Annotated in this window: 11 protein-coding genes; 5 read left to right on the top strand and 6 right to left on the bottom strand. The window is 22.8% G+C overall.

The window, feature by feature from the left end; genetic code table 11:
• Nucleotides 1-1,008: 1,008 nt before the first annotated feature.
• Nucleotides 1,009-1,650, bottom strand: coding sequence for a DUF447 domain-containing protein (locus tag BGI41_RS02905; RefSeq protein ID WP_088538747.1), 642 nt, complete (start codon nt 1,648-1,650; stop codon nt 1,009-1,011).
• Nucleotides 1,651-1,886: 236 nt separating this feature from the next.
• Here BGI41_RS02905 and BGI41_RS02900 point away from each other — a divergent pair, with 236 nt between their 5' ends.
• The 4 genes from BGI41_RS02900 to BGI41_RS02885 all read left to right on the top strand — a co-directional run bounded on the left by BGI41_RS02900 (nt 1,887) and on the right by BGI41_RS02885 (nt 3,728).
• Nucleotides 1,887-2,189, top strand: coding sequence for a hypothetical protein (locus tag BGI41_RS02900; RefSeq protein WP_088538746.1), 303 nt, complete (start codon nt 1,887-1,889; stop codon nt 2,187-2,189).
• A gap of 173 nt (nt 2,190-2,362) precedes the next feature.
• Nucleotides 2,363-2,635, top strand: a complete 273-nt coding sequence (locus tag BGI41_RS02895) for a hypothetical protein (RefSeq protein ID WP_088538745.1) — start codon at nt 2,363-2,365, stop codon at nt 2,633-2,635.
• A gap of 132 nt (nt 2,636-2,767) precedes the next feature.
• Nucleotides 2,768-3,109 carry a DUF2085 domain-containing protein gene (locus BGI41_RS02890; protein WP_088538744.1) on the top strand — a complete coding sequence of 114 codons (342 nt, stop codon included), beginning with the start codon at nt 2,768-2,770 and terminating at the stop codon, nt 3,107-3,109.
• Between the two features lie 40 nt (nt 3,110-3,149).
• A complete protein-coding gene (locus BGI41_RS02885; RefSeq protein ID WP_088538743.1) occupies nt 3,150-3,728 on the top strand; it encodes a class I SAM-dependent methyltransferase in 579 nt (192 codons plus the stop codon).
• A gap of 202 nt (nt 3,729-3,930) precedes the next feature.
• On the opposite strand, the gene BGI41_RS02880 is transcribed toward BGI41_RS02885, so the two are convergent.
• From BGI41_RS02880 to metG, 4 genes are all read right to left on the bottom strand, one after another.
• On the bottom strand, nt 3,931-5,022 hold the full coding sequence (locus BGI41_RS02880) for a hypothetical protein (RefSeq protein WP_088538742.1): 1,092 nt from the start codon (nt 5,020-5,022) through the stop codon (nt 3,931-3,933).
• 141 nt (nt 5,023-5,163) lie between these two features.
• Entirely contained in the window at nt 5,164-5,643 is a 480-nt protein-coding gene (locus tag BGI41_RS02875; protein WP_088538741.1) for a hypothetical protein, read from the bottom strand.
• 19 nt (nt 5,644-5,662) lie between these two features.
• On the bottom strand, nt 5,663-7,222 hold the full coding sequence (locus BGI41_RS02870; RefSeq protein WP_088538740.1) for a DUF530 domain-containing protein: 1,560 nt from the start codon (nt 7,220-7,222) through the stop codon (nt 5,663-5,665).
• Nucleotides 7,223-7,531: 309 nt separating this feature from the next.
• Nucleotides 7,532-9,541, bottom strand: coding sequence for a methionine--tRNA ligase (gene metG, locus BGI41_RS02865; protein ID WP_088538739.1), 2,010 nt, complete (start codon nt 9,539-9,541; stop codon nt 7,532-7,534).
• Nucleotides 9,542-9,948: 407 nt separating this feature from the next.
• Here metG and dtd point away from each other — a divergent pair, with 407 nt between their 5' ends.
• The gene (gene dtd, locus BGI41_RS02860) at nt 9,949-10,392 is read left to right on the top strand and encodes a D-aminoacyl-tRNA deacylase (RefSeq protein WP_088538738.1); all 444 of its coding nucleotides are present in this window, start codon (nt 9,949-9,951) and stop codon (nt 10,390-10,392) included.
• Nucleotides 10,393-10,636: 244 nt separating this feature from the next.
• Here dtd and BGI41_RS02855 read toward each other — a convergent pair whose 3' ends face one another.
• A complete protein-coding gene (locus tag BGI41_RS02855) occupies nt 10,637-12,769 on the bottom strand; it encodes a Tex family protein (protein ID WP_369829830.1) in 2,133 nt (710 codons plus the stop codon).
• Nucleotides 12,770-13,277: the final 508 nt, after the last annotated feature.

Raw genomic sequence — 13,277 nt, 5'->3', positions numbered from 1 at the left:
TTTATTTTTTATATTTTCTATTTTTCTTATTTTTTTACTTATTTTAATTTTTTTATTAATCTATTTTCTATTTTTTTAATAAATTTAATAATTTTTTTCTTCTATTTTAGATTTAATACATAAACTATTTTTAATATAAAATATATAAATTAAGTCATAATGTTATAATGTTCTATAACTTTATTTAAGAATAATTTAAAAATTTTCTTGAGGTGTAAATATTTCTGGTGATGAAGGAAAAAAATCCAAAAAGAAAAGAACAATTATTATCTGTGCAATTATTATTATCATTACAGTAGTTGCTATTGGTTTAATTGTAAATAATAATTTAACATTAAATGTAGGAGGTCATGAGTTTTCTGTACCTTACGGTTATCATACTAGTGATAATTCTACTGATGCAGATAATAATAATAATGTAACTATAAAATCAACTGTTATCGAGAATGGTACTAATTACTATAAAATTATTGTAATTAATCAATCTGATAATAAAATTGTTACACCTTCTCAAATTATAAATTCTACAAATATTACTAAAAATATCACTGTCAATGGACATAAAGGTGTTTTAGTAACAGGTAAAACAGGTCAAACATTTAATTATAAAGATGGTGAAGACCAAGTTGTTATTATGACAACTAATATGGGTGAAAACGTATTTAACGATGTTGTTAGAAAATAATTTTAAAGTTTTTTAATAAAACTTTTTAATTTTTTTCTTTTTTAATTTTTAACTATTTTTTAGTGTTTTTTATATTTTTCAGTGTATTTATTAAACTATTTTTTAATGCTTTTTATTGTTAAAATCAGTATTTTTTTTAATTTGTGTATGTTTTTTAGTTTTTTTAGAATTAGTGTTTTTTTTATTGTTGTTTTTTTTTACAATTAATGTTTTAAAATTAGTATTTTTACTTATTTTTTTATTTAAAAATATAATAAATTTATTTTATAAATTAAAATTAAAATTTTAAAAAAAAGTATTTTATTAAAATGTTTTAAAAGAATTTAATCAACATTAAATCCTTTTTTAATCATTGCATTACCAAGAATATCCATAGCTTCTTTAGTTTTATCATCAGAAACTCTATTAATTATTCTTTTATTTTCATTAAAACGTCCAACATAGTAGTCTTGTTTTTCTTTATCTACAATATCTAAACGTGTGTAATTTGAAAGTGATTCAAGAAAAGAGAAAAATCCTCTATTTAATGCTTTAGCACATTTATTATTTTTAATAATTTCTATAACTTCTGAATCAATAAGATAAGCTTCACCATGTGAATTAATATGATCTGCTATTGGTTCCATTTTTTCAATTGATATAACTTTACATTTTATATATGCATCAGCATTTTTCATCATTGCAATATTTTCATCATTTGTAAAGTCTTCTTTATCAAGATTTCCAATGGTTGATTTAACAAATGCAATAGGATCATCTGTAATATTTATTATAAACTCTTTAGTTTCTTGTATATTTTTAAGTGTTGTACTACCTACAAATATTCTACATCCAATTTTATTATTATCTTTACAATTTATTCCTATAGGTGCGGCATCTTTTATTCCATCTTTACTAATTGTTGTATAAATTCCTTCATAATGTAGGCCATTTTCCATTCCAAGTATTTTTAAGTCTGTTGTCATTTTATCACATGTATCATTTTTATAAATCATTTGTTAAATGATGTTTTTTTAAAGTTCTATATATAATATATTTTTATTATTTATTTGTTAAATGATGCTTTTTAAAGTTTTATATATAATATATTTTTATTATTTATTTTAAATTATTCTTAACAAAATTTTTTTATATTTATTAGTATAATAAATTATTATTGAATTATATTTAAATCATTTATTAAATAAGAATATGTGTTAATATGAGTAAAAATTGTCCTACATGTAAAATTATAAAAGATGGATATATGCAATGTCCTAATTGTTTAAAAGTTATTCCTGAGGATTCTGTTGTATGTCCTAATTGTCACATGTCATTTATAGATGAAGAACCTGAGGAAGTAATAAGTAATAAATATTTGTTTATTATAAGTTTATTTTTGGCTTTAGGTGTAGTTTATCTTGAGGGACGGTCTTTTTTTAGTCTAAGGTTCTATATTGAACTTATTATTGTATTAATTATTCTTTTTAGTGCTATGAGTTGGTTTATTAATAAGAAAATTTAATTTTTTATGCTTATCTTATGAAAATATTTTAATAATAAAATTTCGAAAATACTTTTAATAAGTTTTTAAAAAATATTATTTTATTGTTATTATAATTGTGTAAATATTTTTTACTAACTTTAAGAATATGAATATTAATAAATTATATTTTTTAATAATAAGTAGGTGAAAATATGTGGTTATTTGATTTTTTAGGTGGTGTAATAGGTACTTTATTACTTTGTTGTATTGCTGTATTTATTATTGCATTTCTTTTTGGATTTGTATTTGTAGATCAAAATACTTTAAATTATCCAGATAATCAAGTTTCTGATAGTGGAAATTCAAATTATGATGTATCTAGTTCTATATCTAATGTTTCAGTAGAAAATGATAGTAATAGTATTAATGTAAGTGGAGTAGATCAAAATGGAACTCCAATTAAAATTAATATTCAGCATGGTTAAAATTTAATTTTCATTTAATATTTATTTTAATATTCAAAGTAGTAGAGGTTAATTTTTATATAAATGTTTAATATATGTTTAAAGTTTAAAAAAGTAATATTTATCTTAAAAACTTAATTTTTTGTGTTAAAAATGTCTTTCAATCCATTGAATTTAATCTGTCATAGAAGACCTGATAGAACCTTTTCATATAGAGGTCATTATTTCCCAGTATGTGCAAGATGTACTGGATTTTATATAAGCATTTTTGCATATTTTATTTATGCATACTTTGTTTTTATAAATTATACAGTTTATTTAATGATTACTGCAATACTTCTTTTGGTTCCTGCAGCTATTGATGGTTTTACTCAATTATTAGGTTGGAGGGAGAGTACAAATTATTTAAGATTAATAACTGGTCTTTTAGGTGGGATTGGGTTAGCTATTCTTATAAAAGGTTTTAAATATTACCTATATTTGGGATTATTATAATAATCTTATTTACATTTATTATATTTAATAGGTGCAAATTATGAATGATATAAATTTTAAATCTAGTAAAGATTTTATTGATGTTGATTATGTTTTAGATGTACTTAATGTTCGTAACCTTAATTCGTTTATGGATATTGGTTGTGGTGATGGACATGTTGCAATTGAAGCAAGTAAATTAAATAAAGATGCTTCTATTTATGCAGTTGATCAATCAGATGATGTAATAAATTACCTAAATTCTAAAATTATAGATTCAGACATTTCTAATATTGAAATTATACAAAGTGAAGTAGATAAACATATTGATTGTGAAGACAATAAAGTAGATTTAATATTAATGATTAATGTTTTCCATGAACTTATTACTAAAAGAGATAAATATAATGCTATTTCTGAATGTAGTAGAGTCTTAAATGATAATGGTAAAATTGCGATTATTGAATTTAAAAAAGTACCTACATATCAAGGTCCACCAATGAAATTAAGACTTTCTCATAATGAATTAGAAGATTATTTATCAAAACAGGATTTCCAACTTATTTATTTAAATGAATCTATTGGTAAATATGGTGAAGAAGGATATTCACATTATCTTTCAGTTTTTAAGAAAAAGTAAATTTTAAATAATTTATTTTTTACTTTTTTTAGCTATTTTTTTAGAATTAGTTTTTTTTTAGTTTTAGCTATTTTATTTAGTTTTAGCTATTTTTTTAGAATTAGTTTTTTTTTAGTTTTAGCTATTTTATTTAAATTAATTATTTAACTATTTTTATAATTTTATAAAAAAATTAATTAAATAAACTAAATTAATAGTTTATTTATTTTGAATTATTATATTTTGAGCTATAATAATTTTTAGAGTACTTATTTGAGTATGAATTACTTGAATATTTACTATATGAATTATTTAAACTAGTATAATCTGTATCATCTTCTTCAATGTCTTCACTGTTTTCAACAAATTTTTTACTAGTACCATTTTCATTACTCATTATAAGTTTAGGGTTATTTGTTTGATTTATATCATCATTTAGTTCTTTATCATAAAAATTTCCCCATCCATATTCACGGTAAGGAAATGCAACCCATGATCCATTTGTTAATTTTATTTGAACACTTCTATGTACATTTGATGAGCTTGTAGTATATTGTAGGACTCTTGCAGTATAACCTGCATCTACAAGACTTTCATATAAATATTCTGAAAATGCCCAACAATCTCCGTATTTATATTTTTTAAGGTTATTACTTGTAGTATAAGTTTCACCATATAATTTATATGTATATTTTGAAAATGTATTCTCAGATATATTTTCAAAGTCATCATAACCATTTTTACAGAAACCATATTTAATTTCATTAACTTCAAATAATCCACTTAAAATTGTAGCATTATGAAGTTCATATGTTTTACTTGTATTTTTGTATTTAACAGATATTGTGGATTTATGATCCTTTACAAAGTATATGCCGTTTTTTATTGTTTTATTATTCTTTTTAATTGAAATGATATTTCCTTTATCAAAATTTATAAAGTTTGATAGGTTATCCTTTTTTCCAAATATGTCACTGTAATAAAAGAATCTATTACCATCAGAATAATTTACTGTATTCTTTTTAATGGTTATATTGTATTGTTTCCAATTGGGATTGTTATATAAATAACAAGTACTTTCATTATTTACTCCCATATTAATACTTTTATTTGATGGATTTTTGTTTTTAGTTGAATTTAATATTTTATCATTTTCACTATTTCCAGTATTATTTTCTTTTATATCCATACTTATATTCTTATTATCTAAATCGACATTATTTATTGCATATATTGGTATTAAAATAATTCCACTTATTAGTATAAGAATAATAATTATGGTTATTAGGTATTTTTTTGGTATTATCATTTTCATCTTTTTATTACCTATTTAATCATTTTTAAATAATTTAAACCTATTCATTAAATATTAATTCTTTTGATTATTTTATTAAATTAATGTTAAAATTAGTAATTTAAATATTTTTACTTTTTTTAGTTATTTAAATTTAATTATTTATTTTTTGTTTAAAATGTAATAAATGGTTCTTATAGGAATATTTGTAATTTCTGATATTTTATTAGGTTTAAGTCCTTCTTTTTTTAGTTGTTTAATATTTTCTTTTTCTTCTTTTGTGTATTTTCTTTTATAATTATTAAGTTTAATATCAGAATATTTTTCAAGAATATAATATGTTTTTTTAGTACTTAGCTCAACTATATCAGCTATTTCTTTAGGGGTTAAACCATTTTCTTTTAATTTAATGACTTTTTCTATAAGCTCTTTTGAATATTTTGGTTTTGCCCCTTGATTATATTCTACTTTAACAGTAATATCTAGTTGTTCTAATGCAGATAGATATTTTTTAGGTATTCTATTATATATACTTTTTGAACAAGTTATAATTTCAAGTGAAGGATACGCTTCTGTTATTTCAATAATCTTTTTTGAAGTTAAAGCTTCTGTAATATGTACTTTTATTTTATCTTCACTCATTTTAATCACGTATAATATTTTAACCTTTAATCAATTCTAAGAATTTTTTACTTTTATCATTTTTTGGTTTAGTGATAATTTCAATATTTTTAGCTTCATTTTTAATTTTTTCATGTTCTAAATTAAATGATTTAGCAACTAAGTTAATATCCATTTTACCTTCTTTATATATCATTGCAGCACCTAATGCATAATGATCTATTTTAAGGTTTGAGTTTTTTAATTTGTATTCTAAATTAAATTTTTTATGTAAAATTAAATCCATATCTTTTACAGGGATTATTGTTTCATTACTTCTTTTATTTAATAATTTAATTGCTTGAGTATATGTGATTCTAAAAATTTCTCTTTGTTGACGGTCTATTTCACTTCTTATATGTGGAAATGGTCCACTTTGTCTTTTACGTTTATCTTGTGAATTTGTAAGATAATATTTAAATATATCCCATAATATTAATGAAGGTGCTAAATTTATAAATATAGAATTTTCTATACGTTCTCTGGTTTTCAAATCTATATTTAATGTCCTGTTTAAACTACCATCTTTGTATTTAAGTTTTGCTTTAATTAAATCTTCATTAATTTTATCATCTTTCCAATCTTCAACAGAATCAGTTTCATCTAAGAATTTTGGATTAGCAGTTTTAGCATTGTAAATAATTTCATCATATTTACGTAATTTATCAGGATTTTTGATTTTTTCTTTTAAAAGTTCGTCTTTATATGTATTTGCAATTATCTCTCCTTCTTTAACATATGCAATTGCAAGTGCTGTTCTTGTATTGTTATCATCAATAATTGCAGGTTTTGTTCTATGGAATTGTAATTTTTCAATACGTACATGTTTTCCATATCTTTTTCTTACTTCTTCTTCATAGGAGTCAACAAATTCTGAATCAAGTGTAACTTTTTTTCTTATTGTTTTTTTATTTTCTTTATAACGAATTTGCAATGTTACTGTTTTAACTGAACCTTTTCTTTCTTGTTTAAGCATATTTATAACTTTTTTAAAAGATTTTCTTCCCCATTTAGAAAGTTCACTTATTTTTACCATGTAATCTCCAGCCATTGGTAAAAATGGAAGAATTTCTATCCTATGGTTTCCTGTAAGATTTACATAAAAGTCATAATCTGTTTTTCCACATTTACATTCATCTTTTAATTCTTCAATTCTATAGGTTTTTCCACAATTATTGCAGCGAATTAATCCATATTCTTCTAAATTACCTAAAGCTATTTTATGTGAAGTAATTGCTGATTTAACTCTATCTAATATATTTTTTTTATTAGAAGCTTTCATCCTAAAGTATTGGTTATGTCTATGTGTTTCTGAAGCTTCTTCAGCAGTAACTTCTCCAACAGTACTTATACCATATTTACTAAGTGATCTATATGGTGAAGTATAACCTTGTATATCCATTGTTTCTTTAAAATCTTGAAGTATTTTTAGTTGTTTATTTAATTTATAATAAACTTCTTTAAAATATTCAAAATTATTTAATTTATTTGTATCTATTGGATTTTTATTAATATTATTTAAATAATTTTCAGCTTTCGTAATCAATTTATTTGAATCCATTAACTCACCGTGAGGACTTTTAATAACCTATTGCCGCTTATAGGTTAAGAAGTAAGTTGTATTCTTTTCTAACTTTATTAGATTTAGTTTTTATTCTTAATAAAACTTTTCTTATTTAATTTTAATTATTAAATTGTTAACTTTTTTATTAATTTATTAGCAATTTAATAATTATTATCTGTTTTTCATTATTTATTGTCAATTTTTTATTAGTTAAATGATATTTTTTAATTAACAATAAATTTTAATTTTTAAAAAAATAAGTAATTTAATTAAATTATTTAAAATTTAATTAAAATTTAATGTAATTTACATTACTTTTTCACCGACTTCACAATCTTCGTGAACACCTAAAAGAGCTGCTGCTTTTTCAGTAGCTAAAATCATACCTTCTGATTTTTCACCACAAAGTTTTGCTGGTTTAAGGTTACATAAAACAACAACTTTTCTGTCAATTAAATCTTCAGGTTTATATTCATTAGCAATACCTGATACGATTTGTTTAGTTTCAGTACCTAAATCTACTTGTAATTTTAATAATTTTCTAGATTTTTCAATTTTTTCAGCTTCTTTAATTTGTCCTATTCTTAAATCTATTTTATCAAAATCATCTATTGAAATAATGTCACTCATATTATCATCCTTTTTATCATCTTTTTTAGAATCTTCAGTTTCTTCTAAATTTTTATATAATTCTTCTTTTTCTTTTGCAATCTCTTTATCATCAATTTTTTTGAAAAGAGGTTTAGCTTTATTAATTTTATGTCCTTCTTCTACAAATTCACTTGCTTCATTCCAATCATCATGTAATTCAATATTCATGATTTCAGCTATTTTATCTGCTTTTGTTGGTATGTATGGTTTTAATAATGTTGCAAGTGATTTACATAATTGGTTTGAAAGATATAAACAATTTGCTGCTTTTTGTTTATCTTCTTTAACAGCTTTCCATGGTTCTTGGTCATTGAAATATTTATTTGCTGCTTTACATGTTTTCATAATTTCAACAAGACCTTCTCTGAATTCCATGTTTTTAATTTTTTCTCCAACTTTATCTGGTGTTTCTTTTATTAATTTAATGAAAGCTAAATCATCATCACTTGGATTTTTATATTCTGGTATTTCACCATTAAAGAATTTATTTGTAAATGTAAATGTTCTGTGTAAGAAATTACCAAGTACATCTGCAAGCTCATCATTATTTCTTCTTTGGAAATCATCCCAACTGAAGTCAGTATCTTTATTTAATGGTGCAACAATTGTTAAGTAATATCTAAGTAAATCAGCATCATATTTTTTAACAAAATCATCTACCCAAACAACCCAATTTTTACTTGTAGACATTTTACGTCCTTCTAATGATAAGAATTCTCCAGCAAATATGTCATCAGGTAATTTACAACCATGAGCTATTAACATTGCAATCCAAAAGATTGAATGGTGGTAAATAATATCTTTTCCAATAAAATGAACAACTGTATCATTCCAATAGTCTTCCCATGCAGGATTTCCTTTTCTAGTCCATTCTGCAGCTGATGAAATGTATCCTATAAATGCTTCTCCCCAAACATAAATAACCTTACCTTTAGCTTCTTCAAGTGGTACTGGAATACCCCAATCCATATCACGAGTATATACCCAATCTTTAAGACCATCTTTTAACCAGTTTTTAGCATAATTTTTCACGTTATCTGCTAACATATCATTATTATTTATGTAATCTGATACTTGGTCTTGGAACTCGCTTAACTTAAAGTAGTATTGTGTTGTTTCTTTAATAATTGGTGTTGAATTACAAGTTAAACATCTAGGTTCTTCAAGTTCAGTAGTTTCTAATGCTCTACCACAATTTTCACAATGATCTCCTCTTGCTTCACCACCACATACAGGACATATTCCTTCTACATATCTATCTGGTAAGAATTTTTTACAATTTGGACAGTATAATTGTTCTACTGTTTTTTTGTAAATGTAATCATGTTCATATAAATAAGTAAAGAAATCCTGAGATATTTTATAATGTAATGGTTTTGTAGTTCTTGAAAAATTATCAAGTGATATGTTACATGATTTAATATCTCTAACAATCATATCATGATATCTTGTTGCTATTTCAATAGGTTTTTTACCTTCTTTATCTGCTTGAACAGCAATAGGAGTACCATGTTCATCGGTTGCACCGACCATAAGTACATCATCACCAATCATACGATGATATCTACAGAATATATCTGCAGGTAAGTATGTTGATCTAAGATGGCCTAAATGGAATGGACCATTAGCATATGGAAGTGCAGTTGATACAAATATCTTAGCCATTTTGATTTTTCTCCTCTATTTTAATGAATTTTTGTAATCATGAAATTGAATTCTATTAAATTTATAGAATATATTTATATATTTAATTTTAATTATATAAATTGTACTATTTTTATAGATTTTGCTTTATTTTTACTATAATTAAGATTTTATTAATTTTTTATAATTATTTTAGTTTTTGTTTATTTTATTTTTAATTATAATATTTTAATTCATTATTAGTTCAATTTTAACTAATATTATTTAATAGTTTATTCAAAAATTAATATAATATAAATTTTATAAGTTTTAGTAAGTCTTAAGCTTTAAAATTTAAATTAAATATATAATATTAAATATTTATTAATTCAAAATTTTAATGTATTAAGTTAAATTTTTTAAATAATTTTATATTTAAAGTGAATATTATGAGATTAGTAGTTCAAAGAGTTTCAAATGCTAGTGTTGAAGTTGATGGTGAAATAACTGGTAAAATTGATAAAGGTTTAATGGTTCTTGTAGGTATTGGGGAAAATGATACTGATAAAGAACTTGATTATATGGTACGCAAATTATTAAGACTTAGAGTTTTTGAGGATGAAAATGATAAAATGAATGTTTCTATTCAGGATATTAATGGAAAATTGTTACTTGTTCCTCAATTTACATTATATGGTGATGTAAGTCATAATAATAGACCAAATTTCTCAAAAGCTATGAATCCAAGTGATGCAAGTAAATTATTTTCTCGTTTTGTAGAAAAATGTAGTGAGCATATACCTGTTGAGACAGGTGTTTTTGGTGCTTATATGAATGTTAAACTATTAAATGATGGTCCTGTTACTATAATTATTGATAAAAATTTTGATTAGAAGTAGTAATTTTTATTTTAATATTTAAGTTTAGTTTTATTAGTTAAATTCTATTTATATAACTAATTTTTTAATAAAAAAATGATTTTTTATAATTATTTTTTTTTTTAGTTTTATTTTTTTATGTAAAATAAGTAATAGGTTTAGGTTTTAATTAGTGAGTAATGTGTTTTTTGTTGTTAATTTGATTTTATGGTTTTTAGGTTTTAATTTGTATGTAAAAAAAGTAATAGTTTAAGTTGATTTAAATAATCATAGATAAACTAATTCTATTTCTTTCTAAATCAACATTTAAAACTCTAACATCTACAATATCACCAACACTTACAATATCAAGTGGGTGATTTACATATTTATCAGGTACAAGTTCTGAAATATGGACAAGGTCATCTTGATGAACACCAATATCTACAAATGCTCCAAAATCTACAACATTTCTTACAGTACCTTTTAAAATCATTCCTTCTTGTAAATCTTCCATTTCAAGTACATCTGATCTTAATATTGGTTCTGGCATTTCTTCTCTTGGGTCACGACCTGGTTTTTTAAGTTCATTTACAATATTTTTTAATGTTTCAACACCAATTCCAAGTTCTTCTGACAGTTCTTTGTAATTTAAATTATTAAGTTTTAAATCATCTCTTCCAATATCTTCAAGGTTGTAACCTAATTGTTTTAATAATTTTTCAGTTGCTTTATATGATTCTGGGTGAACTGTAGTATTATCTAACGGATTTTTAGAGTTTGGTACTTTTGTAAATCCTGCACATTGTTCAAATGTTTTTGGACCTAATTTTTTAACTTTTTTAAGTTCATTACGTGATGTAAATTCTCCATTTTCTTCACGATATTCTACAATATTTTTTGCAACTGTTTTTGATATTCCAGATACATATCCGAGAAGTGAAGGAGAAGCAGTATTAAGGTTTACTCCAACTTCGTTTACTACTTTTTCAACAGTGTTTGTAAGTGAATCATTAAGTTTTTTCTGATTCATATCATGCTGGTATTGTCCTACACCAATTGATTTTGGATCTATTTTTACAAGTTCTGCTAATGGATCTTGTAATCTACGTGCAATAGAAATAGCACTACGAGCACCTACATCATAATCAGGGAATTCTTCATCAGCAAGTTTACTTGCAGAATAAACACTTGCTCCTGCTTCAGATACTATAACATATTTACAGTCAAGATTATATTTATTAATCATATCTGCAATTATTTGTTCTGATTCACGTGATGCTGTACCATTTCCAAGTGCAATTAAATCAATATCATATTTTTTAATCATTTTTGCAATTGTTTCTTGTGATTCTTTTACTTTATTTTGAGGTTCTGTAGGAAATATTACAGTTTTATCTAATACTTTTCCTGTTGGGTCAACAACAGCTATTTTACATCCAGTTCTAAATGCAGGATCCCATCCAAGAACAGTTTTATCTGCAATTGGGCTTGTAAGAAGTAATTGTTCTAAATTTTTAGAAAATACTTTTATTGACTTATCTTCTGCTTCTTCTTTAAGATAAGATCTTATATCTCTTTCAATTGCAGGTTGTATAAGTCTTGTATATGAATCATCAATAGCATCAATAGCATCTAATATAATATCATCAGTATATTTATTACCTTTTAATGTGTGGTTTGCAATATATTGTTTGATTTCTTTATCATCAGTATCTATTTTAATTTTAAGTATACCTTCTTTTTCTCCACGATTAATAGCAAGTATTCTGTGAGGGCTTATATCAAATATAGATTCATCATAATCATAGTACATTTCATATTCTGATTCTAAATTTTCATCTTTTGCTTTAATATCAATGTTTCCATTTCTATAGGTGTCATCACGTATTCTTTTTCTGAATTTTGCATTATCAGATATTGTTTCTGCAATAATATCTTTTGCACCATTAATTGCATCTTTAATACTTGAAACTTTACTATTTATAAAGTCTTTAGCAACATTTTCAATTGGTTCATTAATATCTTGATCAAAGATGATTTCAGATAATGGTTCTAAACCTTTTTCACGAGCTTTTGTAGCTCTTGTTTGTCGTTTTTTCTTATAAGGTAAATATAAATCATCAACTTCAACAAGTGTTTTTGCTTTTTTAATTGCATTTTTAAGTTTATCATTTAATTTTCCTTGTTCTTTAATATTAGTTATTACTTTTTCTTTTTTATCTTCTAAGTTTCTTAAATAGTTTACTCTTTCATTAAATTTTCTTAATGTTTCATCATCTAAGGAACCAGTAGCTTCTTTACGGTATCTTGCAATAAAAGGTATTGTATTTCCACTATCAATTAATTTTATAACAGCTTCACTTTGTTGTGGTCTAATATTTAATTCTTTTGATAATTCTTCTGCAATAATCATGATTTTACCTTATCTGTTTTTTTATAAATTAAATTTCAGCTTTTTACAATATTTAAATTTTTATTAATATGTTTTATTTTTCTGATATTTTTTAGTATTTCTGTTATTTCATTTTTCATTGGTTTTTTAGTTTTTTATTAAATGTTTTTTCTTTTTTAGGCTATTTTTAGTTTTTTATTAGTTTTATAACTTATTTTCATTTAATTTTTATTTAATACTTTTTCTTAATGATTTTTTAAAGCATTTTATTTAAATTGTAAAAAATATATTATTATTTTTTTAAATAGTATATAACCATTAAAATATTATTCATTTGTAGTTTTTAATTATTATTAAATTCAAAACTAGTTTTAACTTATATTTTAGTTTTTATAAACTAATTATATTATAAATAAGTTTTTTTTAAAAAAATAGTGTTTTTGTATTTTTTAAAAATATAAAATTTCTATTTTAATATTTTTTGCATATTTATATTTGAATTAATAATTTAAAAAGATTATTATCA

The organism is Methanobrevibacter sp. 87.7 (genome assembly GCF_002208625.1).
In the GTDB taxonomy this organism is placed as follows: domain Archaea; phylum Methanobacteriota; class Methanobacteria; order Methanobacteriales; family Methanobacteriaceae; genus Methanarmilla.
The sequence above is the reverse complement of the archived record's forward strand: the minus strand, read 5'-3'. Positions and strand labels throughout refer to the sequence as shown.

What these genes read in the sequence shown, in the direction of transcription:
- BGI41_RS02905 (WP_088538747.1), bottom strand. Translation starts at nt 1,650, where the DNA reads ATGACAACAGACTTAAAAATACTTGGAATGGAAAATGGCCTACATTAT.
- BGI41_RS02900 (WP_088538746.1), top strand. Translation starts at nt 1,887, where the DNA reads ATGAGTAAAAATTGTCCTACATGTAAAATTATAAAAGATGGATATATG.
- BGI41_RS02895 (WP_088538745.1), top strand. Translation starts at nt 2,363, where the DNA reads ATGTGGTTATTTGATTTTTTAGGTGGTGTAATAGGTACTTTATTACTT.
- BGI41_RS02890 (WP_088538744.1), top strand. Translation starts at nt 2,768, where the DNA reads ATGTCTTTCAATCCATTGAATTTAATCTGTCATAGAAGACCTGATAGA.
- BGI41_RS02885 (WP_088538743.1), top strand. Translation starts at nt 3,150, where the DNA reads ATGAATGATATAAATTTTAAATCTAGTAAAGATTTTATTGATGTTGAT.
- BGI41_RS02880 (WP_088538742.1), bottom strand. Translation starts at nt 5,022, where the DNA reads ATGAAAATGATAATACCAAAAAAATACCTAATAACCATAATTATTATT.
- BGI41_RS02875 (WP_088538741.1), bottom strand. Translation starts at nt 5,643, where the DNA reads ATGAGTGAAGATAAAATAAAAGTACATATTACAGAAGCTTTAACTTCA.
- BGI41_RS02870 (WP_088538740.1), bottom strand. Translation starts at nt 7,222, where the DNA reads ATGGATTCAAATAAATTGATTACGAAAGCTGAAAATTATTTAAATAAT.
- metG (WP_088538739.1), bottom strand. Translation starts at nt 9,541, where the DNA reads ATGGCTAAGATATTTGTATCAACTGCACTTCCATATGCTAATGGTCCA.
- dtd (WP_088538738.1), top strand. Translation starts at nt 9,949, where the DNA reads ATGAGATTAGTAGTTCAAAGAGTTTCAAATGCTAGTGTTGAAGTTGAT.